This window comes from Parasalinivibrio latis, assembly GCF_036825535.1.
Taxonomy (GTDB): Bacteria; Pseudomonadota; Gammaproteobacteria; order Enterobacterales; family Vibrionaceae; genus Parasalinivibrio; species Parasalinivibrio latis.
Genome location: NZ_CP098813.1, coordinates 1,597,486 through 1,622,069, shown reverse-complemented (window position 1 = coordinate 1,622,069; position 24,584 = coordinate 1,597,486). Strand labels below are relative to the sequence as shown.

Annotated in this window: 24 protein-coding genes; 9 read left to right on the top strand and 15 right to left on the bottom strand. The window is 47.9% G+C overall.

The annotated features are described in order from the left end of the window. Positions 1–25: 25 nt before the first annotated feature. Positions 26–1,279, bottom strand: coding sequence for a serine hydroxymethyltransferase (gene glyA / locus NF212_RS24310; protein WP_434361533.1), 1,254 nt, complete (start codon positions 1,277–1,279; stop codon positions 26–28). Between the two features lie 380 nt (positions 1,280–1,659). Between glyA and NF212_RS24305 the strand changes: the two genes are divergently transcribed. From NF212_RS24305 to NF212_RS24290, 4 genes are all read left to right on the top strand, one after another. After that, a complete protein-coding gene (locus tag NF212_RS24305) occupies positions 1,660–2,700 on the top strand; it encodes a GlxA family transcriptional regulator (protein WP_434361532.1) in 1,041 nt (346 codons plus the stop codon). 55 nt (positions 2,701–2,755) lie between these two features. Then, positions 2,756–3,580 carry a formate dehydrogenase accessory sulfurtransferase FdhD gene (fdhD, locus tag NF212_RS24300; protein WP_434361531.1) on the top strand — a complete coding sequence of 275 codons (825 nt, stop codon included), beginning with the start codon at positions 2,756–2,758 and terminating at the stop codon, positions 3,578–3,580. A gap of 340 nt (positions 3,581–3,920) precedes the next feature. Then, entirely contained in the window at positions 3,921–5,453 is a 1,533-nt protein-coding gene (locus tag NF212_RS24295; protein WP_434361530.1) for an alanine/glycine:cation symporter family protein, read from the top strand. Between the two features lie 113 nt (positions 5,454–5,566). Further along, positions 5,567–6,487, top strand: a complete 921-nt coding sequence (locus NF212_RS24290; RefSeq protein ID WP_434362985.1) for a tetratricopeptide repeat protein — start codon at positions 5,567–5,569, stop codon at positions 6,485–6,487. Positions 6,488–6,548: 61 nt separating this feature from the next. On the opposite strand, the gene yciH is transcribed toward NF212_RS24290, so the two are convergent. Further along, a complete protein-coding gene (gene yciH, locus NF212_RS24285; protein WP_434361529.1) occupies positions 6,549–6,875 on the bottom strand; it encodes a stress response translation initiation inhibitor YciH in 327 nt (108 codons plus the stop codon). A gap of 188 nt (positions 6,876–7,063) precedes the next feature. On the opposite strand from yciH, the gene NF212_RS24280 reads away from it, so the two are divergent. Next, on the top strand, positions 7,064–7,579 hold the full coding sequence (locus tag NF212_RS24280) for a RimK/LysX family protein (protein WP_434361528.1): 516 nt from the start codon (positions 7,064–7,066) through the stop codon (positions 7,577–7,579). A gap of 73 nt (positions 7,580–7,652) precedes the next feature. Here NF212_RS24280 and NF212_RS24275 read toward each other — a convergent pair whose 3' ends face one another. Beyond that, a complete protein-coding gene (locus NF212_RS24275; RefSeq protein WP_434361526.1) occupies positions 7,653–8,066 on the bottom strand; it encodes a DUF3319 domain-containing protein in 414 nt (137 codons plus the stop codon). Positions 8,067–8,292: 226 nt separating this feature from the next. Here NF212_RS24275 and NF212_RS24270 point away from each other — a divergent pair, with 226 nt between their 5' ends. Continuing rightward, positions 8,293–9,258, top strand: a complete 966-nt coding sequence (locus tag NF212_RS24270) for a tyrosine-type recombinase/integrase (protein WP_434361524.1) — start codon at positions 8,293–8,295, stop codon at positions 9,256–9,258. Between the two features lie 37 nt (positions 9,259–9,295). On the opposite strand, the gene NF212_RS24265 is transcribed toward NF212_RS24270, so the two are convergent. Continuing rightward, positions 9,296–10,279: a D-alanine--D-alanine ligase gene (locus NF212_RS24265; RefSeq protein ID WP_434361522.1), complete on the bottom strand. Its 984-nt coding sequence runs from the start codon at positions 10,277–10,279 to the stop codon at positions 9,296–9,298. 249 nt (positions 10,280–10,528) lie between these two features. Next, a complete protein-coding gene (locus NF212_RS24260) occupies positions 10,529–11,260 on the bottom strand; it encodes an SPOR domain-containing protein (protein WP_434361520.1) in 732 nt (243 codons plus the stop codon). Between the two features lie 22 nt (positions 11,261–11,282). Between NF212_RS24260 and NF212_RS24255 the strand changes: the two genes are divergently transcribed. Continuing rightward, positions 11,283–13,961, top strand: coding sequence for a bifunctional acetate--CoA ligase family protein/GNAT family N-acetyltransferase (locus NF212_RS24255; RefSeq protein WP_434361518.1), 2,679 nt, complete (start codon positions 11,283–11,285; stop codon positions 13,959–13,961). On the opposite strand, the gene NF212_RS24250 is transcribed toward NF212_RS24255, so the two are convergent. Then, on the bottom strand, positions 13,958–14,932 hold the full coding sequence (locus NF212_RS24250) for an NAD(P)-dependent alcohol dehydrogenase (RefSeq protein ID WP_434361517.1): 975 nt from the start codon (positions 14,930–14,932) through the stop codon (positions 13,958–13,960). The genes NF212_RS24255 and NF212_RS24250 overlap by 4 nt on opposite strands. A 118-nt stretch (positions 14,933–15,050) precedes the next feature. Here NF212_RS24250 and NF212_RS24245 point away from each other — a divergent pair, with 118 nt between their 5' ends. After that, a complete protein-coding gene (locus tag NF212_RS24245) occupies positions 15,051–15,764 on the top strand; it encodes an SDR family NAD(P)-dependent oxidoreductase (RefSeq protein WP_434361516.1) in 714 nt (237 codons plus the stop codon). A gap of 41 nt (positions 15,765–15,805) precedes the next feature. On the opposite strand, the gene NF212_RS24240 is transcribed toward NF212_RS24245, so the two are convergent. Next, positions 15,806–16,726 carry a LysR family transcriptional regulator gene (locus NF212_RS24240; protein WP_434361514.1) on the bottom strand — a complete coding sequence of 307 codons (921 nt, stop codon included), beginning with the start codon at positions 16,724–16,726 and terminating at the stop codon, positions 15,806–15,808. Positions 16,727–16,937: 211 nt separating this feature from the next. On the opposite strand from NF212_RS24240, the gene NF212_RS24235 reads away from it, so the two are divergent. Next, positions 16,938–18,572: a DUF2813 domain-containing protein gene (locus NF212_RS24235; RefSeq protein ID WP_434361513.1), complete on the top strand. Its 1,635-nt coding sequence runs from the start codon at positions 16,938–16,940 to the stop codon at positions 18,570–18,572. Here the strand turns inward: NF212_RS24235 and NF212_RS24230 are convergent. The 8 genes from NF212_RS24230 to NF212_RS24195 are packed head-to-tail and all read right to left on the bottom strand — an operon-like array spanning position 18,569 to position 24,583. Then, complete coding sequence (locus NF212_RS24230; protein WP_434361512.1) at positions 18,569–19,090, bottom strand: DUF3833 domain-containing protein; 522 nt, start codon at positions 19,088–19,090, stop codon at positions 18,569–18,571. The genes NF212_RS24235 and NF212_RS24230 overlap by 4 nt on opposite strands. Further along, positions 19,087–19,611 (bottom strand): chalcone isomerase family protein, encoded by a 525-nt coding sequence (locus NF212_RS24225; RefSeq protein WP_434361511.1) that lies wholly within the window; start codon positions 19,609–19,611, stop codon positions 19,087–19,089. The genes NF212_RS24230 and NF212_RS24225 overlap by 4 nt, the downstream gene beginning before the upstream one ends. Beyond that, positions 19,608–20,108, bottom strand: a complete 501-nt coding sequence (locus NF212_RS24220) for a DUF2878 domain-containing protein (protein WP_434361510.1) — start codon at positions 20,106–20,108, stop codon at positions 19,608–19,610. The genes NF212_RS24225 and NF212_RS24220 overlap by 4 nt, the downstream gene beginning before the upstream one ends. Before the next feature lie 3 nt (positions 20,109–20,111). Then, entirely contained in the window at positions 20,112–21,347 is a 1,236-nt protein-coding gene (locus tag NF212_RS24215; RefSeq protein WP_434361508.1) for a class I SAM-dependent methyltransferase, read from the bottom strand. Between the two features lie 2 nt (positions 21,348–21,349). Beyond that, positions 21,350–22,105 carry a DUF1365 domain-containing protein gene (locus NF212_RS24210; RefSeq protein WP_434361507.1) on the bottom strand — a complete coding sequence of 252 codons (756 nt, stop codon included), beginning with the start codon at positions 22,103–22,105 and terminating at the stop codon, positions 21,350–21,352. Further along, the gene (locus NF212_RS24205; protein ID WP_434361506.1) at positions 22,102–23,364 is read right to left on the bottom strand and encodes an NAD(P)/FAD-dependent oxidoreductase; all 1,263 of its coding nucleotides are present in this window, start codon (positions 23,362–23,364) and stop codon (positions 22,102–22,104) included. The genes NF212_RS24210 and NF212_RS24205 overlap by 4 nt, the downstream gene beginning before the upstream one ends. After that, the gene (locus NF212_RS24200) at positions 23,361–24,098 is read right to left on the bottom strand and encodes an SDR family NAD(P)-dependent oxidoreductase (RefSeq protein ID WP_434361505.1); all 738 of its coding nucleotides are present in this window, start codon (positions 24,096–24,098) and stop codon (positions 23,361–23,363) included. Before NF212_RS24200 ends, NF212_RS24205 begins: the two co-directional genes overlap by 4 nt. After that, complete coding sequence (locus tag NF212_RS24195; RefSeq protein WP_434361504.1) at positions 24,095–24,583, bottom strand: nuclear transport factor 2 family protein; 489 nt, start codon at positions 24,581–24,583, stop codon at positions 24,095–24,097. Before NF212_RS24195 ends, NF212_RS24200 begins: the two co-directional genes overlap by 4 nt. Between the last annotated feature and the right edge of the window lies 1 nt (position 24,584).

Here is a 24,584-nt window from a genome sequence, read left to right as displayed (position 1 = left end):
CCACTCAAACGTTATTCCAAATCGCTCAGCGATAAACCGGGAAGTCTTCGCAAAGCGCCTGAACCTGGCTGCGAACTGTTGCGTTAATATCATCGTTTCCGAGATCATCAAGGATGTCGCAAATCCATCCCGCCAGCTCAGCGACTTCCTTTTCACCAAATCCACGGCTGGTCACTGCTGGTGTACCAATACGCAAGCCACTGGTTACAAAAGGTGACTGTGGGTCATTGGGAACAGCATTTTTGTTCACAGTGATATGGGCCTGGCCCAGAGCTGCATCGGCGTCCTTTCCGGTGATTCCCTGCTTTATCAGGCTGACAAGGAAAAGGTGATTGTCGGTACCTCCAGATACAACGTCGTAACCACGCTGGATAAACACATCCGCCATTGCACGGGCATTTTCCACCACCTGAACCTGGTAATCGGAGAACTCAGGAGAAAGCGCTTCTTTAAAGGCGACGGCTTTAGCAGCAATCACGTGCATTAAAGGACCACCCTGGCCGCCGGGGAATACGGCCGCATTAAGTTTCTTTTCAATCTCTGCATTGGCTTTTGCCAAGATCAGGCCACCGCGGGGGCCTCGAAGGGTTTTGTGGGTAGTGGTGGTCACCACATCGGCAAATGGGATCGGATTGGGATAGATATCAGCCGCAACCAATCCGGCCACGTGTGCCATATCTACAAACAAAAATGCACCAACTTCATCTGCAATTTCACGGAACTTCGCCCAGTCAACAACACGAGAGTAGGCAGAGAAACCAGCTACAATCATTTTGGGCTTATGTTCACGAGCCAGTGAAGCGACCTCTGCATAATCGATTTCGCCGGTAACCTCATTCAGGCCGTACTGCACCGAATGATAAATCTTCCCTGAAAAGCTGACTTTTGAGCCATGGGTAAGGTGACCACCGTGGGCCAGGCTCATCCCCAAAACTGTATCGCCCGGATTGAGTAACGCCATATAAACCGCGGCATTAGCCTGCGAACCGGAGTGAGGCTGGACATTGGCGTAGTCAGCACCAAAAAGCGCCTTGGCTCGCTCGATAGCGAGGGTCTCCACCACGTCAACATGCTCGCATCCACCGTAATACCGTTTAGCTGGATAACCTTCCGCATATTTGTTTGTAAGCTGGCTGCCTTGCGCTTCCATCACCCGTTTGCTTGTATAGTTTTCAGAAGCAATCAGCTCTATGTGGTCTTGTTGACGGGTGTCCTCGTCAATAATTGCCTGCCAAACTTCGTTATCGAATCCTTCAATGCGGTCATCTTTGAAAAACATCACAGCCTCTCCATGGTGTATAGCGTACCGGCTACACTGCGTTTACTTCCGCTTCTGTGGTTACCGGTTCCTGAAAGCAAAACTTTGCGACTTTGCAAAATCCTATCTGCCACTCAGTTATGTCGGATGCCCGGTTGCGGCGGAATGTGATGTTTTTGCGACGTCCAGACATGACGTTTTGACGCATCTACGAAAATCACTCCAAGCTGCATTGTTTTAAAAAATGCATAATCACAGACAGTTACAGCGACAACAGCATGAAAAGGCCATCCGGGTTTTGCGCTGTCGCACACACATACACAAACAGCTGGGACTTTAACGAGGGTAAAAATCACTGTTAAAGTCTTGTCATCATTTGAAGAGGAAGAAAATGTGTTTCTATGAGCCAGTCAAGACAATTTACCAGCTCATTGCGGGATACTAACCGTTCATTCCTTCCGCCTCCCGACCACGAGGTAGAAGTACTGAATGTTGCATTTATCCTGCTCGAACACTTTTCCCTGGTCACGTTTACCAGTGCCGCAGATGCGTTGGTAACCGCAAATCTTGTTACAACGTCACAGAGATTTACCTTTACCACCGTCGGCGTTCAGTCAAACCGGGTTATCAGTGATTTAGGCATCGAAATACCGACTGACACCGGCTTAAGCGAGTTAATTTCCAACCCCGAATATCGCCCTGACATGCTGTTGGTTTGCGGCGGGTTCAGAAGCCAGTTGGAGGCGATACCGGAGTTAACCCGCTTGCTTAAAAGACTTGCCCGTCAGGGTATTGTCCTTGGTGGTATATGGAATGGCGTTATCGCCCTGGCCCATGCAGGCTTACTCAATGGAAGACGGTTTGCACTCCATCCAGATAACCATGCTTTCGTCCGGGAAAATTTTCCCCTGTCCAAAGTGACTGATCAGGCTTTTGTCCTGGAGGAAAAAGTGATTTCCGCTGCCGGGCCGAGCAGTGCGCTCGAAATGATGCTAAGTGTGATAGAAGAGTTACAGGGTAAAGACGTATTCAGGGCTGTCCGTGAAATTCTCGCATGCGACAAGGCAACACAGCGCAGTGATGAACCCATGCTTAACCCGGCATCGGAACCTTCATTGCCTCAAACGTTGAGAGACACCTTGCAGCTTATGGCGGGAAATATTGAAGAGCCACTGACGATCAATGAACTCGCTACCTGGGTAGGATCGTCCCGGAGGCGGGTCGAAAGATTGTTCCAGACACACTTGAACACTTCACCCAGCAGGTATTACCTAGAATTGAGAATGACGCATGCGAGGCGGTTGCTTCTTCAATCCAGCGATTCAATCGCTTCAGTGGCCGCTGCATGTGGATTTGTAACCGCCACACATTTCAGTCACTGTTTTAAAGAGTTTTTTGGCGTATCCCCGACCTCAGCAAGAAGGCGGCAAAGAGACAGCTGACCGGCGGAATCCCTGCTTTAGTTATATTGGATGCCATGCAAAAAGGATGTTGTAGATGAAATCAGATTTTCAACTCAAAAAGATAATGGCCGACAGCGACGAAGCCCCTGTTGTCGTCCCTCATGCATGGAATCAACAAGGGTGCAGGGAAACCAGTCACTCCCTATTACCTGCGGAGTATCCGTTGTCTGTCAGCTATAACGGGATAAGCCATGCGGTCATGATGGTAACCCCTCGGGATATTGATGATTTTGTCTATGGATTCACCCTGTCTGAACGCATTATTCAGTCCCCGGTTGAAATTCATGATGTTCAGATAGAATGCCTCGAGGAGGCTCTTTTTGCCGACATCCACTTATCCAACCGTGCAGCAGCACGTCTTGGTAACCACAAACGCCAGCTGTCTGGCAGAACCGGATGTGGTATCTGTGGCATCGAAAACCTGAGCCAGGCCATACCAGCCCTTACCGCTGGGAGTGCATCTCCTTACCCATCACTCGCACAACTTATCCGTGTGAGGGAGGAAAGCAGGAGGTGGCAGGAATTATCAAAAATCTCTGGGGCAGTCCATGCTGCATTCTTAATTGACACCCGAGGCCATATTCTGGATGTCCGGGAAGATATCGGCAGACACAATGCTCTGGATAAGTTGATAGGCCATGTTGTGAAATCCAGATTGAATCCTCAAAACCTTGGCGTTTTGATGACCAGTCGTTGCAGCATTGAACTGGTACAAAAAATATCTGTAGCAAGACTGGGAACCTTGATCACACTTGGTGCTCCCACATCTTTTTCCGTAAAGCAGGCAAAAGAAGCTAATTTGAATTTAATCCACCTCCCACGCTCAGATGCACCTCGATTCTATCATTTATCAAAATAAACAATTTTGTCATTACCATACATACAACCAATGCCACTTGTGGTCATTTATTCTTATTTATGGGTTTTTAAAGGCTATTTATTTGTTTCATGTTGTTTCGCATTATTGATTCAACAAATACATTAGAACTCTTTGAAACCCGCATTATTGTTGGTTTTTTCGGTGAACTAGTACATAAAACAACCATTTCTTCCGTCACTTCCACTGCCTTATCTGATCAGCAATTTCAGTCAATCATGTTGCAAATTTGTTTCTTGATGGAATAATGCGAATTGTTACACACATGTGACGTCACAACATCAATACAAAAACACACAACAGGATAAAGACAGGAATCATAATGAAACGGAATATACTGCTAGCCTTGTCAGGCTGTGTGGCTGCAGGTAATGCCGCTGCCGCTGGCATGGATGAAACGATTAATGAACTCGTGGCTCCTATCGTCAACCCATTTGTAGGAATGATCTTCTCTACCATTCCTTTCCCTTTTACTGACGTTCAGGTTCCTTGGATTGTACTTTGGCTTGTAGTAGCCGCAGTGTTTTTTACAGTTTACCTGGGGTTTATCAACCTTAAGGGCTTTAAACATGCTGTTGACCTCGTAAGTGGTAAATACACAGATCCAAAATCAAAAGGTGATGGTGAGGTTTCTCACTTCCAGGCCTTGGCAACAGCACTTTCCGGTACTGTTGGATTAGGAAACATCGCCGGCGTAGCTGTTGCTGTATCAATTGGTGGTGCGGGTGCGACATTCTGGATGATCCTCGCCGGATTACTCGGTATGTCCAGTAAGTTTGTTGAGTGTTCTCTCGGTGTGAAATACCGAAACACCAACCCGGATGGTTCAGTGTCCGGTGGCCCGATGTACTACCTGAGTAAAGGTCTCGCCAATAGAGGTAACCCTGCCTTTGGCCGAACCCTTGCTGTACTGTTCTCCATCTGTGCCATTGGTGGCGCACTGGGTGGGGGTAACATGTTCCAGGCAAACCAGGCATTTAAGCAGGTGGTTGGTGTAACTGGCGGAGATGCATCCTTCCTCGCTGATAAAGGGTGGCTGTTTGGTCTGATCCTTGCTGTCATCGTAGGTATCGTAATCATTGGCGGCATCAAATCTATCGCGAAAGTAACCGAAAAAGTGGTTCCTTTTATGGCGGTTATCTATGTTGGTGCAGCCTTGATAATCCTTGGAATTAACTTTGACCTTATCGATGACGCGTTTGGTGCAATTCTCGATGGTGCATTCACCGGAGAAGGCGTGGCAGGCGGTGTAATTGGCGCAATGATCCAGGGCTTTAAACGTGCAGCGTTTTCCAACGAGGCCGGTGTAGGTTCGGCTGCTATTGCCCACTCCGCAGTAAAAACCAAAGAACCCCTTTCAGAAGGCTTTGTGTCACTGCTCGAACCATTCATTGATACCGTCGTAATCTGTACCATGACCGCGCTGGTTATCATTATTACGGGATACCTTGATAATGATTCGGGCCTTGCCGGTGTAGAGCTTACATCTGCCGCATTTGGTAGTGCTATAGGCTGGTTCCCGTACATCCTGGCAATTGCCGTGGTGTTGTTTGCATTCTCAACCATGATCTCCTGGTCCTACTATGGCCTTAAAGCCTGGACCTACCTGTTTGGCGAAAGCAAAAAAGCCGAGCTCATCTTCAAGGTTAAGTTCTGCATTTTTGTAGTGATAGGTGCTGCGATGAACCTTGGGCCTGTTATAGACTTCTCCGATGCTATGATCTTCTCAATGGCACTGGTTAATATCGTTGGCCTTTACATTCTTGTTCCGGAAATCAAGCGTGACCTTGCCGATTACTGGGCACGTCTGGAATCAGGCAAAATCCGCAAGGTAGAAGCCGCCTCTGAGCGTTAATTATCACAAAACTCAATAAAGGGTGCTTCGGCGCCCTTTTTTCATTTCTTATATGTAACATCTTTGCTAAATTTTCGATGTATTTAACTGACTTAGTACATCCGGAGGCCATGATGTTACTGCGCCAATTGTTCGCTGCCTTTGTTTTTTTCACACTGACATCAACGCAGGGGTTTTCCAGTGAAGAAGTGCAGGAAGTTCCCCCTCCTTCACCTGCACAGCCAGTATCCTATTCACAGTCAGAGATGCTTGATCGCCCTTTGATGGAGCGCTATATCCTTGATGAACTCAAGTCTCTCCGACAGGAGTACCAGGCACTTGAAAAAAGAATGATAGAAGAGATAACGGATAGAGAGCTTTCCGTGGCGGACAAGTCAATGAACTATGCCAATGTCACCGTTACTTACTTCTTCTACCTGATCGCCGGTGCTGCATCACTGATCGCCCTTGTTGGCTGGCAATCTCTCCGCGAGGTAAGAAACAACACCCAGAAAGCTGCAGATGAAAGGCTCGATGAAATCGCGGCCTTGTATGAAAAGAAATTCCAGACAATGGAAAGAGAATTGCGACGCAAAACCCGAATCATTTCCGAAAATAACCGGGAAATTGAAAAGATTAACGAAATCCACAACCTGTGGTTGCGCGCCCAGCACTCTCAGACACCCGAACAACGTATCGAGAGCTATAACGACATTCTGAAAATTCGACCTGGCGATCTTGAAGCCCTTACCCACAAAGCAGATGCAGCAATGGAAATGGGCGAATTCAACTGGGCATTAAGCATCTGTAACCGTGTTTTGGAAGTAGATGAAAAAAATGCTAACGCGCTATATCAGCGTGCCTGTGCCCATACACGTCTTGGTGCAGAAAGTCAGGCGATTTCAGATCTGGAATTGGCGATCTCCCATGCCACATCTCTGAAAGACGCCGCAAGGGAAGAACAGGATTTCGAAGCATTAATTGGGAATGATAGGTTTGAAGCCCTTATTGAATCTGACGAAAACCGTCCTGAGTCCAGTGAAACCAAATTGTAAGTATTAAAAACCAAAAAGCGGCGATGACAATATCGCCGCTTTTCGTTTTCCTGACAGAAAGTTAACCGCCAGCCAGTTTGACGGTATGGCCTTTTTTCTCCAGGTACGCTTTAATCTGATCGCGTTTATCTCCTTGGATTTCTACTGTGCCGTCCTTAACTGAACCACCACAACCACAAACCTTCTTCAGTTCCGCTGCTACCAGTTTCAAGGCTGCATCGTCCAAATCAAGTCCAGTGACAATACAAACTCCTTTGCCCTTCCGGCCTTTGGTTTGACGCTGTATTCTGACAACACCATCACCTTTAGGGCGATCCGGTTTACTTTTTTCTTCTTTTATCCGGCCAACATCCGTGGAATAAACCAGACGGCTACCGTCGTTACTCATAACGTGTCCTGCTTTCGCATCAGTTAAACTTCCGGAACAGATAGTAACAAAACCTGCTGCCTCCCGGAATGCAAAAGCAACGAACCACACCTTGATGGCTAAAGGACAGGCAATCAATTTAAAGTCTGGAACTAATTGAAACACAAAAAGACTAAGAAACACTGTCTTCAAACTAAATGACTAAAACAATGAGACAAAAATTTGCGTTACTTGTCCTTCTTGGAGCCACCACCATTGCATCCACGCATACCGTTTGGGCACAAACGGATATCCAGCCAACCTGTGGCAATAAAACCATTGTTGGCCCTATTGAGGACATAACTATCAAGCCTTTGGACATTACAATTCCAGCCAGGATTGATACAGGCGCTACGGTCACCTCCTTACACGCAACCCATATACATGTAGAGAATGGAGAAAAAAACCCTCGGAAAAACCGTGGAAAAATAATCGACTTCACGACTGAGGACGAAAAAGGCCGTCCGGTAGAAATGCGAGCTGTGATTGAAGATGTCCACAAGATCCGGAATGCACAAGGCGTTGAGCACAGGTACAGCGTCAAGTTGAGACTTGGATATGAAGGTAACTACAAGTATGTGGATGTAAATCTACGGGACCGACACAAAATGAAATACAAACTGCTCATCGGCAGAGATTGGTTGGCTGGAGACTATCTTGTTGATGTAGAGAAAGGAAAGAGCTAGAGACAACCAGAAAGTGCTTCAAAAGAAAAGGCTTTGCACAGTACAGAGCCTTTTCATGAAATATGACGGTTCGTTAGGGACTGTTCTGTGCCTGAGAGTCATCTGGCTTGGCTTTTAAAGCCGGGGTTTCTCCCTCTTCTCTTTTTTGCCTGAAAACTTCTAGGTCAATTTTACGCTTCAGCATTTTTAGCGAGCCTTTAAAGAGCTTACCGCCGATCATTACGTACCAGGTATCAACACGCCCGTCATCATTTACCAGCTTGTACTCTTTATGTTCTTCAGTTTGAGTTGTATCTTCAGACTCCTCCTCCATTCCTTCAAAATCAGCAGGATCACGGAAGATTGATGCTTCTGCCCACCAATCGATGGACTTCTTTATAGCCAGCAACTCTGCTGTGACCACTCGGTTTCCACCCAAGCGAGCAGCATATTCCCCAGAGTCGAGGTACTCAATGTTATAACCCCTATGGTAAAGGCGTTTGGTCATACTTTCCTCTGCACCAGTGCAACTAATTTATTATTATTTATCTATTAGTACACATTAGGAGAAATTCTGAGCTTTGTCGAAGGAGATAGTGCGAGTGTGACATTTCTGAGACACACTTTTGTGCTGGAATGTGAAAACTATAACAAAAGAACTGATGTGTATTGATCAACTGAGGCACAATGCATTAAGTTATAGTGCATTAGGTGGTTATTCCCCAGAGCTCAATATGCGTAAAGAAATTGCCCCAATAACCGATTCCGACAAACGGAAAGCCAGTATCGCACTGTTTTGTAAGGGTGAGCCCTCAATAGCAGATTGGGTCAACCTTACAGGTGGATCCTATAGCCATAACTCTTTACTTGGCTTCAGGAAAGACTGGATTAACTTCCTTGAATTTTGTCAACTCGCCAAGGTTAATCCTCTTCCAGCAGCCGTAACAACTGTCAGGCGACATTTGGAAAAGCTGGCTGAAACGCGCAAGCTGGCCAGCATAAAACGATGCGTAGCCACCCTTTCCCTAATTCACCGTGTACATCAATTGACAGACCCTACCCGTCACCGCCAAATTCGGTTTTGCCTGCAGTCACTAGGAAATATAAAAGCTGACGATGCGGCTAAAACACAGCCATTTCGAATAGAACACCTTGAAAAACTCCAGAAGCAAATCGGTAATTCCTCACGGTTGAAAGATATCAGGGATCTGTTGATTTGGACGCTGAGTTTAGAAGCTCTTCTTAAACGCTCGGAACTGTGTGCGCTTGAAGTGTCTGATATATGGTTTGATGGCAACAGCGCCAACATCAATGTAGATGGTCAAACCCTTGGACTCAGTGACCATGCTTCTACATTGTTAAACCGCTGGTTTATGTTGACTGAAATATCAGACGGTCACCTTCTGCGACGCATCGACCGACACGAAAATCTCGGCTCCGAAAGTATGGATCACTCATCCGTATACCGGGTGTTCAGGCGAGCCTCCGAGATGTTGGGCTTAACAGGCGAACTGGTTTTTTCCGGACAAAGCGCCCGGGCCGGGGCTGCCTTGGATCTATCAAAAGCTGGATTTAACCTTAGTGACATTCAAAGCCAGGGAAGATGGCGAAGCCCTGCAATGCCTGCGCAGTATGCCGGTTTAACGGGACATAGCGAAGAGGCATTTACCAAACACAGGAAGAAGGTAGAAAGAGAGTAAAAGCGGAGCCCATGACTCCGCCTTTGTCGGTGCGCTATTACTGAAATATTCTGTCTTTAAGGAAGTCAGAAAACGGGGTTCCACTGAACTCCACCAGCTTAGGGAACATTGAGATAGGAGTCATACCCGGGAAGGTGTTGATTTCATTCAAGTAGATTTCATTGTCTTCAGTCAGGAAGAAATCAATGCGCGACAAATCTTTCAGACGCAGGTGTTCGAAGGCTTTATGCGCATACTCCATGATTTCTACCACGTGCTCAATACCCAGGTTCTCTGGCTCCAGCGTGGTGGTACTGTCGCTGTTTGCGCTGTACTTCTCATCGTAGGTGTAAAATTTGTCATCAGGGCAATATATTTCACCAGGAGCGGTAACAACGACTTCGCCGTTGAATTCAAACGCAGCCACTTCCAATTCACGTGGTTTTACAGCTTTCTCAATCAGTACCTGGGATGAGTAGCCAAATGCGTTTTGAATTGCCTGACGCAACCCTTCAGCTTCTGTTACTTTGTAACAACCGACAGACGACCCCTGTGACGCAGCCTTAACGAATACTTTGCCCCACTTTGCAAAGGCTTCTTCAGCTTTTTCCAGGCTCTGCTCTGAGGCATCAGACAGGAAGATATAAGGGGTATTTGGAATACCCAGCGTATCAAACCAGAGTTTTGACGTAATCTTGTTAAAACAAATGATGTTTGCTTCAGTATTGCAACCCAGATATGGCAAACCGATCAGATCCAGAAAAGCCTGAATTTCGCCGGTTTCCCCTGGATAACCGTGAATGCAAGGAACCACATAATCAATGGATGTTGAACCGGATTCACTCACCAACTTTTTTTGGAGATTCAGTTCAGCAACGGTTCCGTCGTTAAGCTTCCAGCCTTCGTTGGTGATTTCAACCTGAATAGGATTCACACCTTCAATTTTGGACAACTCTGACATCAGGTATCCGGCAGATACCAGCGACACTTCGTGCTCTGAACTGCCGCCACCACATAAAAGCAAAACGTTCTTAGAGGTCATTTCCTTGCAAACTCCACCTTCCGCTCATAGCTGGAAAGTTAATTACTTGGCTTGATAAGCCCAATACAGGTATGGTCAAACATCATATTCGAATGCTCTTCTGCTTGCACCCGTCATTAGGCAAATTGCGCTTATATGCTAGCCACTTGCTGCCAAACATTGATTAATCACACGCAAAAGTTGCGCAAAGTTTTGGTGAAAGAACAAAAAACCGGCCAATGGCCGGTTCAGTTAGTTTCGTTAAAACAATCAGTTCAAACGCTTCAGCGGAGTGCCGCTGCTTTTTATCTCATTCATTTTCCGGATGAACGGTCCATATTCCCTGATAGTACCAGGCAGAGCCTTCAAAGCACTTTTAGCCTGGTCATAGCTGCTGTACTCACCGTATAGCAGTGTATACCAAGGAATACCATCAACGACCTTTTTGTTGCTCCACACCGGCTGATTGGAAGGAAGCGCATTGACATAATCAGCAAACCCACGGTCATGGCTTAACGCCAGAACCTGAATAGTATAGAGAGTGTGTGACGCCGCAGGTTTTGCCGGTTTCACTGGAGCTGGCTTTGGTGCAGGTTTTGCAGCAACTTCAGGAGCAGGTTTCTCCGCCGGTGTACTCACCATTTCATTGGATGCCATATCAGAAGGCTGTTCCATCATCGCTGAAGACATTTCTGCAGAGTCACTGACAATTGTTGTGGTTGTTGAGCCAGCACATCCTGTCAGTAATCCCAAAAGGAGAAAAGGGGCGAAGTTTTTCATTTTCTGTCCGTTGTTTAAGTCACTGTTGACCATTCTGCCCCCTGTTCTTATGTCAATCAACACACAAAGCGGAACTGACTTCGAAAATGGTAAAAAAAGCGGCAGGGGTATGACTAAACGAATGAAAAGTCGCCAAATCAAGAATTCGCGCAGCCGATCACAACCGTAATATGTAATCAGGGTGCAACTAGGAGAAAAAGGTAACATAACCCCAAACAGCATTCCGGTACTCCCCGAGGTTCTCATGCATCAATTAGATAAACTCTTCAAACCAAAATCTGTTGCCGTAATCGGTGCCTCAGATACGCCGGGAAGAGCTGGCTACACCGTGACACGTAACCTCCAGTCCGGCGGGTTTCAGGGGCCGATTATGCCGGTTACCCCCAAATATGAAGCAGTCGCTGGTATCCTTGCCTATCCATCTATAGACAAATTGCCTCGTGTCCCGGATCTGGCCATTCTTTGCACCCACGGACGTAGGAGTTTGCAACTGCTTTCTGAACTGGGGAAATTCGGTGTACCTGCCGTTATCATCCTTGCCGCAGGCACCAAGCAAATCAAAGACAGTGAAGGCAACATTACCTTCAACAGGATGCAATCCATCGCCCGGGAATACGGGATCAGGATACTCGGCCCTAACAGCCTGGGACTGATTCTGCCCTGGCTGAACCTTAACGCATCTTTTGCACCTGTCGCCGCCAACCGGGGAAAGATAGCGTTCGTATCTCAGTCCTCTTCCGTCTGCAGCACCATTCTCGATTGGGCTCGGGACAAAAAAATCGGTTTTTCCAGCTTTGTCTGTATCGGTGAAACCGGCGATATTGATTTTCCTGAAACCCTCGATTACCTGAGCCAGGACAGCAAAACAGAGTCCATTCTTCTATACGTTGACCACATCCGGGATGCACGAAGTTTTCTCTCTGCTGCCAGAGCAGCAGCACGTAACAGGCGTATTCTCGTCGTCAAGGCAGGCAGGACAGAACCCGGAAGCAAGGCGCTCTCTACGTTCACGCTGATGGAATCCGGCCTTGATGCAACGTATGACGCTGCAATCCGCCGTGCCGGTATGCTGCGCGTTAAAAATACACACGAGTTGTTTGCCGCCGTAGAGACGTTAGCCCATTCCGTACCACTGCGGGGTGAAAGGCTGGCAATCATCTCCAATGGGGGCGGCCCGGCGCTGATGGCTGTAGATGCGTTGGCTGACCGGGGCGGGAAACTCGCGACATTCAGTGATGAAACCTATGCCAAGCTGGATGCGGTTCTCCCTGTTTATTGGTCCAACACCAACCCCATTGACCTGGGTGGTGATGCAACAACAGAACGCTATCTCAAGGTCCTTGATATCATTCTCGACAGTGATGAGGCTGATGCCATTCTCTTGATGCACTCCCCGTCCGTCACTGCACCAGGATTGCTGACTTCCAAAGCCATCATTGACCGTTTAAAGGAAAACCCTCGGGCTCGCAGGTTTAATATCCTCACCAACTGGGGAGGCGAAGGAGACGAAGCCGTAGTAGCACGCCTTGCTTTTACCCACGCCGGTTACCCCACTTACCGCACTCCGGAAAGTGCAGTGTCAGCTTACATGCACCTTGTGGAGTACAGGCGTAACCAACGACAGTTGATGGAGACGCCGGTATCCATTGGCCAGATAGAATACAATGCAACCCGCACCCGTGACCTGATTGACGAAGCATTGTCTTTGGGAGCATGCCAGCTGAACACCCATGAAGCCCGAAACCTTTTAGAGGAGTTTGGGTTTAATGTCCTTCCAACCTGGCTGGCATCAGATGCCACCGAAGCGGTCTCTATTGCAGAACAAGTCGGTTATCCGGTAGCAATAAAACTTCGATCACCAGACATCCAACACAAATCTGAAGTTCAGGGGGTAATGCTCAACCTCCGTAACCCCAAGGAAGTTTCTATTGCATCCCAGGCGATACTCGACAGGGTAAGGATCTCTTTCCCTGATGCCCGGGTTGACGGTTTGCTGGTACAGAGTATGGCTAACCGTGCCGGTGCGCTTGAGTTAAGAGTTACCGTACGCAAGGATCCGGTATTTGGGCCCGTCATTTTACTGGGTGAAGACGGCACTGAATGGAACATATCCAGGGATGCTGCTGTTGCGCTTCCTCCGCTCAATATGGCGCTCGCGCGATACCTGGTTATTGGCGCGTTAAAAGAAGGGAAACTGAAGCTCAGGGGAATTCCTGATGCACTGGATATCCCGTCCCTGTGCCATTTTCTCGTCACACTCTCCCAGGTGATTATTGACTGCCCTGAAATTAACGAATTGGACATTCATCCATTGTTGGTTTCCGGGGACCAGCTTACGATCGTAGATACCTCACTCACCCTCAACGCCTACATAGGGGATATCAATCAACGGCTGGCAATCCGTCCTTATCCCAAAGAACTGGAAGAGACTGCAACACTGAAAGATGGCAGGGAAATCCTGCTACGCCCTATCCTCCCGGAGGATGAGCCAAACCACAAAAGCTTTATCGAAAATGTATCTGTTGATGACCTCTACAAACGCTTCTTCTCAGACATTGGGGAAGTGAACCATGAGATGCTGGCAAAATTTACCCAGATTGATTACGACAGGGAAATGGCATTTGTCGCTGTATCACGGTTAGGAGGGAAAGAGGATATTCTGGGTGTGGTTCGCGCGTTAGCTGATCCCCAGATTATCGACGCAGAATTTGCCGTACTGGTGCGTTCTGACCTTAAAGGTGTTGGTTTGGGAAGTATTCTGATGGACAAAATAATCCGCTATGCAAAGTCGACGCCGCTTCAACGCCTGTCAGGTATTACTATGCCTTCAAACCGAGGAATGATTGCGCTGGCACAAAAAGTTGGTTTTTCCATCGATGTGCAAATGGAAGACGGTATTGTAGAAATGTTGCTTCCTCTTTAAGGAAGCAACACAACACTTCCCAGCTTGTGACCATTTTGGATGTACCAATGTGCCTTGGCAGCATCATCCATGGGCCATGAATGGCTGACCAATGGCCTGAAAGTCCCTGATTGGAATAGTTCAGCAAGGTAGTTGAGCGCGCCAACACTCTCTTCAGCGACAATGCAAACTTGTTTTTGGCTGCTGAGAGGGTTCATGACCATTGCCCGGAGTGGAGCAGAGAGAGGGAAAAACGCAGATAACATCCTGCCGCCTTTTTTGAGTTTCGCCTTGTATCTGTTGAAATCAAGGTTCCCGACCGTATCAAAAATCACATCATAGCGGTCATCCATTCCGGCAAAATCTTCATTCTGGTAATCAATCACCCGTCGCACGCCCATCCGGCTAACCGTTTCTGTTTTATCTGTTCCGCAAACAGCGGTAATTTCCGTAACACCGAACACCTTTGCCAATTGTAAGGCAGCCAAGCCCACATCCCCGCCAGCACCATTGATTAATATTGACTCACCCGGCTGAATTCCAGCCTTTTGAAGGAAACTTAGCGCCGAAGTGCCACCAAAGGACATGGATGCACCTTCTGCAAATGACATCTCATTAGGTTTACTGACCACAACACCCGTTTGGGGAAGACAGACATACTCTGCATAGCTGCCTTGTTTCATCCCGGTACTGCCGAATACCTCCTGCCCGACGACAAATTGAGTGACGTTGTCACCTATCTGTTCTACTGTACCAGAGAAGCAGGAACCAAGAATTGGGTTCCTGGGTTTACTGACGCCAAAAACAAGCCGGGTAATAAAACGCATTGAAGGGGGCAATCCCTGTAACCCTCTCATCTTTGAATCTCCTGATGTAGCAGCAACTGCTGCTACCTTTACAAGAATTTCGTTCGGCTTGGGCTTAGGTTTATCAAGGTGTACGACAGAAAAGACATCAGGATCCCCGTATTCAGTTCTGATTACCGCTTTCATATCTTCTCCCTAAAATGCTGTGAAATTCGCCAAGTTGCAGATTACCTGTAATCAATCCTCGATAGGCCCCGCTAATTGCGTTACCTTTGTCACCATCACACTGCCATAATAATTAACCATGTTGTATGCAAATAAAGTCGTTGTTGTAACAGGAGCAAGCCAGGGTATTGGTGCCGCCATTGCCAAGGCTTATGCTGACAAAGGCGCTTCTGTAGTAGGTCTCGATATCGTTCCCGCAGTAAACAAAGCGGTTGACTCACGAATTGTCGATTTGGGTGACTCGGCAGCGGTTGAAAGCTTATTCGCAAAGTTGAAAGAACAATATGGCAGCCTGCATGTTCTGGTAAATAATGGTGCCATTAGTAAATTCAATAAACCCGTCGTAGAACTGGCCCCCCAAGAATTCGCACGTGTTATTGATGTCAACCTGGTAGGCAGTTTCACCTGTGCCAGGGAGTTCATTAAGGCAAATGATGGCGAGTCTTATGGAAGGATTATTAATATTGCTTCTACTCGCTGGAACCAGAATGAAGAGGGTTGGGAAGCTTATGGTGCGTCAAAAGGCGGTCTGGTATCCCTTACCAATACGCTGGCCGTATCTCTGGCAGACAAACCCATAACAGTGAATGCAATCAGCCCAGGCTGGATACAGGTAGACGACTATGATTGCCTTACAGAGACAGACCACAGCCAGCATCCATCAGGCCGGGTTGGCAGGCCAAGGGATATTGTTAATGCCTGTCTGTTCCTGACTGATGAGGAGAATGATTTTGTCAATGGCGCAAATATCGTTGTCGATGGCGGGATGACCAAGAAGATGATTTACCAATAAGCAGAAACCTGCAGGGCGCAACCTGTGCCCTGCATTAGACCCTAATCCAGGCCGTCTTCATTTTCCGGTTCCAGTGGTTCCATTTTCAGTACCTTTGGAATCTGCCTGATTAACCAGCTCTTTGCCTTGCCCATACGGTTTCGTTTCCATGCAGCGACCCATTTGAGGGTTGCATCTTCACTCCCCTCAATTTTTTTAAGCCGTCCTTCAACCAAATCATTTTCTATCCAGGCATAAGGGAAAGTCCCAATACCTAACCCGGATTTAAGTGCACTGTATTTCTCAGGCATATTGCTTACAGTCAGCCGCGGTTGATCGTCGAGAATGTTATAAGAGATACGGGGTGAATTCCTCGCGCTGTCTGCAACAGAAATAATTCGGTATTTACGTCTGGTTTCTACACAAAACGGATGAGTCGCTTGGTGAATTGGATGATTCGGTGCTGCAACCCAACAATTGCGCATACCGCCCAAAACCTGGGTTTTCACGTCATTAGGCATCGCTGCAGTAGCTGGAATAATCAAGATATCCGCCCGCTCCTGAAGCAGGGCCTCCCACCCACCTGCAAGTACTTCCGCCTGAAACTTCAAGCGTGTCTGGCTTTTTTCCGCCAGGGAATCCACAAGCGGGAACAGCCACTCTACGGGCAAAAGTCCGTCATACGCAATAGTGACATCCAATTCCCAGCCATGTGCCAGTGCAGTGGCATCTGCCACCATTTCATCTGCTGCACTGAGAAGCAACCGGCCACGCTCAAGCAGCAATTTACCTGCATCAGTAAAAGCGGCCCTGTGTCCTGAACGGTCAAATATAATCAGGTCCAGATCCTGTTCCAGCTTCTGGACCTGGTAGCTGAGGGATGATGGTGCCCGCCCCAATGATTCAGCAGCAGAGGCAAAACTCCCTTTTTGCTCAATAGCATCAAGAACCTGTAGGGCTTCAAAAGACAGTAATTTACTCATTGTTTTTCCCTGTTTTATTGCCCGAGTCCCCAATTACACAACACTCACTATATACCGTTAAAAAACTCTGGCTCAACTGTTCATCTGTCCCAACACTATTACTGTGTAATTTTTCACCATACGGAACAGGTCTTTATAAAAGAACCATAAAACGTGAAACAGTCCACGTCATAACCGGCATTTACGTCGTAACCTTAAATCAGAGGTGACTATGAAGCTGGATCGCATTGAAATATCGGGATTTCGCGGCATTCGTCGATTGTCATTGACTCTGGACGACCTGTCAGTGCTCATTGGTGAGAATGCGTGGGGTAAATCATCACTCCTTGATGCCCTGGACATGGTGTTGCCCCCTACCGGTGAGTTTCCCCCCTTCAATCGTTCCGATTTTCACATAGACCATAATTTTGGCGACAACCGAGTAAACCTTCTCCAAATTGTTCTCCGATGGTGTGAAACAGACCAGAAAGAGATGACATCAGCTAAATACCGGCGCTTTTGCGAAGTAGCTAATATCAATGACCAGGGCTTCCGGTACGTGGACTACTGTACAAGTGCAACATTCATAGACGGAAAAATAGAAACTACCCGTTATTTCCTGGATAAAAACGGAGATCCACACCCGGTTCAGCATCACGATGTCCTTGCAGCAAAATTTGTCCGGATACATCCTGCTATCCGTGTCAGGGATGCCCGTCGCCTAAGAAGCCAGGATCTTGATGAACACAACGGGAACGGCCGGCTTGAGAAACGTCTGAATAACACTTGCCGCCGAATTATGACCATACCAGGGCATGTCAATGACGGGGAAATTCGAAGTGGCCTGAATGCCCTGCGGACACTATTGGATCACTACTTCGCCATTCAGACCCATAACCGGGATAAAAAGATGATATCCCGTGATAGGTACAAAAGCCTTGCGCAGCAAAATGTCCACCCCCTGGAGCAGATCGTCGAAGGCTCAGCCAACAAACGTCAGGGACGTTTGCTGTTGATTGGCCTTCTCAATGCGTTTATCAGGGCCAGAGGCCCTAAAAAGCTCAGTGCCATTGCCCGGCCTCTGGTAATTTTCGAGGATCCTGAAGGCCGCTTACATCCAACACTACTCAGTCAGGCATGGCGGATAATGCGCCTGATTCCCATGCAGAAGATCATAACTACAAATAGTGGTGACTTGTTGAACCTGGTTCCCTTAACCAGCGTCAGGCGGCTGGTACGTGGGCCGGGAAATACCGAAGTTTACAATATGCCACCCAACCGCCTGTCCCGGGATGAAGAACGCCGGGTGGCATTCCACGTTCGTATCCATCGTCCATCGGCCTTGTTTGCCCGTTGCTGGCTGCTTGTGGAAGGGGAAACAGAAGTCTGGCTGTTCAACGAATTGGCCAAGCTTTCGGGGTATGATCTCGGAGCTGAAGGTGTACATATCATTGAGTTTGCTCAAAGCGGTATCAAACCCTTGATTAAATTGGCTAAATCATTGGGTATTGAATGGCACGTTGTATCTGACGGCGATCAGGCTGGGCAAAAGTACGCAACCACGGTGCGAGCTCAACTAAACGGGGCACCTGAACGCCACCACCTGACTGTTTTACCCAGTGCAGATATTGAACACTTCCTGTTTGATAACGGCTATGAAGCCCTGTTCAGGGACATGGCGAAGGTGGGTCACAATATTCAGATGCCGCCGAGAAAAATCATCATGAAAGCCCTAAAACATTTTGCTAAACCGGATGCGGCACTGGCAATTGTCGAATACACCGTTGAGCAGGGAATAGACCAGGTGCCGGTGCTCTTACGCTGGATCGTCCAACGCAGTGTCGCGCTTGCCCGCGGCGGCGGTTAGTCCGGCTGTTTTTGGAAAAAAAGTGTCAGCTTTCCGACTTCGATTCCAAATTTCTTCATACTTGTCAGATTAAACATATGATTCTGATCCTGACGGTATAACCAGTCATCCAGGGTCAGTGTAATCTCATCACCATCGTAGGGGATTCGCAGCTTGTACACCCAATGGAGGACATTCCCGGACACTTTTCCTGTCGCTACCCCGACCACATCCCCGGCTGTTCCGGAATAGGTTCCGTCATCGGATTGCGTGATGACCCAGACACGCTTTTGCTTCTCACCATCATCAAAAAGGAATGTCTCATCCAATGTGATGCAGTTACCGTCAACTGTGCCGACAATATCCACGGTAAACCGCCGGGTTTGCATGCCTGAGAAATCCTGCAACATCCCCCACGCAGAAACCTTTCCTTCAAAGAAACCAAACAGGTCAAAAAGCGGGTTTTGTTCAGCATAATCTTCAATTGACGTTGAACAGGAGGTGATAAACAAAAGGCAAACCAATGCTATTTTTTTCATTGTTCACCTCCCAGCAAAGCCAAGCGAAGTTTCGGGTATGCGGTGTCTTCTGAAAGCCATATCTCAATAAACGCTCTGGCAAGTTCAGGGTCATCAATCTTTCCTATTTCCCCGTCTTTACCACCCAGCGGCCAGAAGCGAAACCAGCCAATCCCATTTTCAAGGAGGTAACTGAGTTTGTCCCCTTTGTTTATCTCTGGCCAAATTGTTTCAAGCGTCACCAGCCATAACGAAATGTTTTCCTTTGGGTAGCCGAGGTGCTGCCACTGCTTTTCCGTCGCATCTAATAACCGTTGTTTGGTGATATCCCTCTTATACTTAATCTGGAGTTTTAGAGGCGTTACCGACAAGGATCCAAAATAACCATCCGGTGTGTACAGTGTCGAATGGTATATGTCCCAGAAACCCCAGCTGAGGGTTGCGTGCCCCACAGGTTTCCACCAAGTAGAATCAGGAGAAACGTCACTGGCGTTTGCCCACGAGCTGACTCCTATCACAACTGCAAACAACAGATTTTTCATTCTGTTACCTCCGAGGCCGGGTATATGGCATCAAACCACTGCATTAGCGCATTTAAGACCGCGCCGTGAATCACCCAGACGGCAGCAATGATGGCAAGCGAGCCCATTGTCCCCAAGGGTAAAACGGCTGCCCCAAGTTTCACCCCAGCAAAATAACTCAGCGCTCCGCCAACGCCGGCAAAGGCGCATATTACTATTCTGTTTACGCTAAATATGGTCTCGCGTATCAACCAGATATACGCGGTAAAACCCAACCATAGGAACACCAACCAGGACGGTAACCCCCTTATCCCGAAATCAATAACGCCGAACAACGTAAGAATAAAGTCACTGGACAAGCCGAACACAGACAGGACAGGTGCCAACCAAAGCAGCTTAGGATCGAGAAATACTGCTATCACTAAACAAACCGCCAAGACCGGCCACCATTGGCTCCCTCCGGCAACAGCGATGAACCAGAACACATTGAATGCGACTGAAAGTATGACCAGTCTCATGGTTCAGTACCTTTGGGGAAGCTCGGCGGTCAGTTGTATTGTGCTGATGGTTTTCTCTCTGAAACCACCCTCACAATAACAGAAGTAATACCGCCAGAGACGCAGGAACCTGTCGTCGTAGCCGATGGATTTCAGATCATCTTCATGTTGGTTAAACCGTTTCAGCCAGTCTTTCAATGTGTCTGCGTAATCAATACCCAGATCTTGTATGTTCCGTGTCACGAACTTGGTTTCATCCGTCAGCACCTTTTGCAAAGCAGAGATGGATGGCAAAAATCCCCCCGGAAAGATGTGTTTTTGGATAAAATCTACGTTGCGGCTATAGTGCTCATAGCGCTGATCTGCAATGGTAATGGCCTGTATTGCCATTTTCCCGCCGGGCTTGAGCAGGCTTTCGCACTTCCTGACAAAACCCGGTAAAAATGACTTTCCGACAGCTTCTATCATCTCAACAGAAACCAACTTGTCGAATTGACCCGTAAGTTCACGGTAGTCCTGGGTGAGAAGTGTGATTTTTTCTGTCAGCCCTTCTTCTTCGACCCGTTGTTTAGCCCATTGATACTGCTCATTTGAAATGGTGGTCGTTGTTACGCGGCACCCATAGTGCTTGGCTGCGTAAATCGCCATCCCACCCCATCCGGTTCCTATTTCCAACAGGTGATCTGCTGGGGACAGATCGAGCTGCTGGCACAACCTGTCCATTTTGTTGAGCTGGGCGGTATCGAGAGAGTCTTGCGAAGAGTTGTAAATGCCACTTGAATAGAGCATTTCTTTATCCAGGAACCGTGAGTAAAGATCGTTACCCAGATCATAGTGTGCAGCGATGTTATCCTTAGAGCCCGACAGCGTGTTCCGCCTGGTCCAGTGAAGCCATTTTTCTCGAATTGAGGTGAGCCAGCCCAGTTTTGCTTCAAGCTCATCCAATGCTCCCATGTTCCTAGCCACAGTCCGGACAACAGCTGTAATATCCGGCGTATCCCACCAACCATCAACATAGGCTTCGGCTGCACCGATACTGCCACCGGTCAACATGCGATTATAAAAGCGGGTATCATTTACCTGCACGACCGCATGAATATCTGAGTGCGGGTCTCCGTAATGGAAAACCTGTCCATCGGGTTCAGTCAGCTCAATACTTGCGCCTTTCATTTTCCCTAACATGACTGAGACAATTTTGCGCGATCTACATGCTGTCTGGGTGTCGGCAAACGCTTCTACGTTGTTATCAATCGAAGACATCGTCACTCCTTTGCCTCATGGGTCGTTTTCGGTTTCGGTTTCGGTTGACCAGGATGGCCGTAAAAAGGCGCGCCTTTAATAAAAAGCTTCAGCGCATGCCAATAGATCAGCGCGATGATTTTTGCCGTCATAAACGGCGCTTTTTTTAGCTGTCTGCGCAATGATTCTGACGTCAGCGGTTCACGAGTCATCGCAAGTGTTGCGTCGAATTCTTTATTCTTCCGGCAGTTTTCCAGATGGACGAACAGCGCCTCCCCCGGCTCCTTTAGCCGCCAGTGGTAGTCCTGCTCTATTGGGTTAAACGGGGATACATGGAAGGATTTTTTATTGTGCCAAGACTTTCCTGCCGGGACAGCATAGTAATGGCGTTCATTCCACGGTGTATTGCTTACCTCTGCCAACATGTAACGCCACTGACCGCAGTCGTCATAGAGGTAATAAAAGTTCACAGGGCTGAAATACAGGCCCAGATAGCGAAGGTTACACAGCGAATACACTTTACCTGTAAGCCGTTCTCCGGTGAGTTGTTCCAGCTTATCCTGACAAGCCAGTTTGGTGTTTTCACTCCCGCCCATATAGTCACGGTGTTGGAATGAAGCCCACCCGAAACGGTCTACCTTGAGAGATCCCGCCACAGTGGAGAGTTCATTGACTTCATCAAGGTCTATCCATGCCATAAAAAACGGATAGTTAAACCTGTGGCTTACAGGCATGAATCGCCTGTGCCTGATTTCCCCGATATAGAGCGCGCTGTTCATAGGGTATGCCCCCCAAGCATTTCAACAACGTCCAGTGCGCTCTTAACACCGTCTTCGTGGAAGCCGTTTCGCCAATATGCCCCACAAAACCAGGTATTGTTTTTCCCGTTTATTAACGACCTGTCCTGCTGCGCAGCAACACTCGCTGTGTTGAACAGCGGATGGGCATAATTAAATCTTCGAAGGATCTTTGAGGGATCAATGTTTGAGGTTTGGTTCAGGGTGACGCAAAACGTTTCCGGCGACTTAATCCCCTGAAGTATGTTCATATCATACGTAAGGGTGGCTTGCCTTTGATCCCTCCCCTCAGTCTGTCCCAAGTGGTAGTTCCAGGATGCCCACGCTGCTGGCCGTTTTGGCAGGATTGATGTATCCGTGTGTAAAACCACTTCATTCATTTGATAAGGCATTCGGCCCAGCACATCGGTTTCATCCTCTGTGGCATCACCGAGCATTTTCAGAGCCTGGTCGCTGTGACACGCAAAAATAACCTGATCAAAATTCTCCCCACCTGACGCAGTCTCCAAACGTATGCCCGACTCCGTGCGGTAGACTGATTTGACCGGTGTCGACAAGCGGATTTTGTCTTCGAATGCAGGTATCAGCTTGCGGACATATTCTCTTGACCCACCAGGGATGACATACCACTGGGGACGGTTTTTAATGTCGAGCAGCCCGTGGTTCAGGAAAAATTTCAGGAAAAAGGCCAGCGGGAAACGGCGCATGTCAGCAAGGGTTGACGACCAAATCGCCGCCCCCATCGGCAAGATATAGTTGTCACTAAAGTAATGACTGAAACTGTTTTCGGTCAGAAAATCACCGAGAGTTTTCTCAAGGGCGTGAGTATTGGGGTTTTCTGCCAGCTCTCGTCCCAACCGGTTGAACCGTAGGATTTCACTGATAAACCGGTAGAAGCGTACATTCACCACGTTTCGCTTTTGGGCAAACAGTGACGTAACACTGTGCCCGTTGTATTCAAGGCCATTATCGTCATTACGCACACTGAAACTCATTTCGGTGGGCTGCCCCTCTATACCCAAATCCCCGAGTAGCCGGATGAAGTTCGGATAAGTCCGGTCGTTGTAAACGATAAATCCGGTATCAACAGCATATTTGCCGCTTGGCGTTTCCACATCAATCGTCGCGGTATGGCCGCCGATGTAGTCGTTGGCTTCGAACAGCGTAATATCATGTTGTTTGTTGAGATAATGCGCACTAGTCAGTCCGGAAATACCGCTTCCGATTATGGCGATTTTCATGCAGCTCTCCTTGTTATTCTTTTTACGAGAGAGACCTGTACCGAAATCGGCAACAGGGATATCGCTTTCAGGAACAGGCTGAATTTCCGCGGAAAGTGGATTTCGCGTTTTCCTCTTTCTATTCCTTTCCGTATTGAGACAGACGCTTCTTCAGGCGTGACCATCATTGGCATGGCGAAGTCGTTTTTGTCGGTCAGGGGCGTTTTCACGAACCCGGGCGAAATAAGTGACACCGTCACTCCGTATTCTTCAAGATCAACACTTAGTGACTTCGCCAGGTAAGACAAAGCAGCTTTCGAAGCGCCGTAGGCTTCTGCCCTCGGCAGTCCGACGTAGGCAGCTGTCGACCCCATCAATGCCAAGTGGGTACCTTTGGTCAGGAAATGCTGCAAACCGGCAATACAATTCACCACCCCGAAAACGTTAACGTTGAACACTCTTTTAAACAGAGCGGGATCCAATTGCCCCTGTTCGATGTATTCGCAGGTGCCGGCATTAAGAATGATGAGTTCCGGATTTTTACTTAGTGAAGAAAGGCTGTTGTAGGTCTGATCTTCATTGGTGGTATCAAACACCAAGGGTTCAATATTTGGGTGTACTGCTGCCAGTGCCTCTAGCGTCGGAGCATTTCTTCCGCAGGCAATAACGAAGCTACCTTGATTCGCATAATCCACAGCAAGTTGCTTACCAATTCCCGAAGATGCCCCGGTGATGAGTACGCATTGAGGTTTCATCGTCCGAGCCCTCTTTTTATGCGTTTAACAACTGAACCCAATACTGGAATTGCTTCGTAAATCATTTCACCGAGATCGAAAAAGTCGCGGTGATAGGAAACTTTCCCTTCGTTAAACCTCAGTTGAGTGCATCCGTGGACCGTTCGCGGCTTTCCTCCGTCTAGTTTTGGGTGAGAAAGCAGCATCGTCCACCGGACAAAAGCCTGTTTGTCATCCCCAATGGTGTCGGTAATTGTGAAGGTACAGGCATCGAGATTTTCATAGAGCGCTTCGAAATACTTCAGCAGGGGTGGCAAGCCGACAATCTGGTGAGCGGGATCTTGGAACACGACATCCGGATCGTAGACGTCCTTGATGCCCACTAAGTTGTCTTTGTGTAAATGTTCGTATAGCTCAATGAATGCATTCAACGGACTTTCCGGTATCTTTTTGCTCTTGGGAAAATCCATACTTTGACTATTGTGGGCACTTTGTTCTCCATCCATG

Excerpts from the sequence above, each read along its gene's own strand:
- NF212_RS24240 (WP_434361514.1), bottom strand. The coding sequence starts at position 16,726 with ATGAGTAAATTACTGTCTTTTGAAGCCCTACAGGTTCTTGATGCTATT.
- glyA (WP_434361533.1), bottom strand. The coding sequence starts at position 1,279 with ATGTTTTTCAAAGATGACCGCATTGAAGGATTCGATAACGAAGTTTGG.
- NF212_RS24255 (WP_434361518.1), top strand. The coding sequence starts at position 11,283 with ATGCATCAATTAGATAAACTCTTCAAACCAAAATCTGTTGCCGTAATC.
- fdhD (WP_434361531.1), top strand. The coding sequence starts at position 2,756 with ATGAAATCAGATTTTCAACTCAAAAAGATAATGGCCGACAGCGACGAA.
- NF212_RS24260 (WP_434361520.1), bottom strand. The coding sequence starts at position 11,260 with ATGCTGTTTGGGGTTATGTTACCTTTTTCTCCTAGTTGCACCCTGATT.
- NF212_RS24270 (WP_434361524.1), top strand. The coding sequence starts at position 8,293 with ATGCGTAAAGAAATTGCCCCAATAACCGATTCCGACAAACGGAAAGCC.
- NF212_RS24265 (WP_434361522.1), bottom strand. The coding sequence starts at position 10,279 with ATGACCTCTAAGAACGTTTTGCTTTTATGTGGTGGCGGCAGTTCAGAG.
- NF212_RS24205 (WP_434361506.1), bottom strand. The coding sequence starts at position 23,364 with ATGAAAATCGCCATAATCGGAAGCGGTATTTCCGGACTGACTAGTGCG.
- NF212_RS24220 (WP_434361510.1), bottom strand. The coding sequence starts at position 20,108 with ATGAGACTGGTCATACTTTCAGTCGCATTCAATGTGTTCTGGTTCATC.
- NF212_RS24245 (WP_434361516.1), top strand. The coding sequence starts at position 15,051 with ATGTTGTATGCAAATAAAGTCGTTGTTGTAACAGGAGCAAGCCAGGGT.
- NF212_RS24275 (WP_434361526.1), bottom strand. The coding sequence starts at position 8,066 with ATGACCAAACGCCTTTACCATAGGGGTTATAACATTGAGTACCTCGAC.
- NF212_RS24195 (WP_434361504.1), bottom strand. The coding sequence starts at position 24,583 with ATGGATGGAGAACAAAGTGCCCACAATAGTCAAAGTATGGATTTTCCC.
- NF212_RS24280 (WP_434361528.1), top strand. The coding sequence starts at position 7,064 with ATGAGACAAAAATTTGCGTTACTTGTCCTTCTTGGAGCCACCACCATT.
- NF212_RS24225 (WP_434361511.1), bottom strand. The coding sequence starts at position 19,611 with ATGAAAAATCTGTTGTTTGCAGTTGTGATAGGAGTCAGCTCGTGGGCA.
- NF212_RS24200 (WP_434361505.1), bottom strand. The coding sequence starts at position 24,098 with ATGAAACCTCAATGCGTACTCATCACCGGGGCATCTTCGGGAATTGGT.
- NF212_RS24250 (WP_434361517.1), bottom strand. The coding sequence starts at position 14,932 with ATGAAAGCGGTAATCAGAACTGAATACGGGGATCCTGATGTCTTTTCT.
- NF212_RS24230 (WP_434361512.1), bottom strand. The coding sequence starts at position 19,090 with ATGAAAAAAATAGCATTGGTTTGCCTTTTGTTTATCACCTCCTGTTCA.
- NF212_RS24290 (WP_434362985.1), top strand. The coding sequence starts at position 5,567 with ATGTTACTGCGCCAATTGTTCGCTGCCTTTGTTTTTTTCACACTGACA.
- NF212_RS24210 (WP_434361507.1), bottom strand. The coding sequence starts at position 22,105 with ATGAACAGCGCGCTCTATATCGGGGAAATCAGGCACAGGCGATTCATG.
- NF212_RS24235 (WP_434361513.1), top strand. The coding sequence starts at position 16,938 with ATGAAGCTGGATCGCATTGAAATATCGGGATTTCGCGGCATTCGTCGA.
- NF212_RS24295 (WP_434361530.1), top strand. The coding sequence starts at position 3,921 with ATGAAACGGAATATACTGCTAGCCTTGTCAGGCTGTGTGGCTGCAGGT.
- NF212_RS24305 (WP_434361532.1), top strand. The coding sequence starts at position 1,660 with ATGAGCCAGTCAAGACAATTTACCAGCTCATTGCGGGATACTAACCGT.
- yciH (WP_434361529.1), bottom strand. The coding sequence starts at position 6,875 with ATGAGTAACGACGGTAGCCGTCTGGTTTATTCCACGGATGTTGGCCGG.
- NF212_RS24215 (WP_434361508.1), bottom strand. The coding sequence starts at position 21,347 with ATGTCTTCGATTGATAACAACGTAGAAGCGTTTGCCGACACCCAGACA.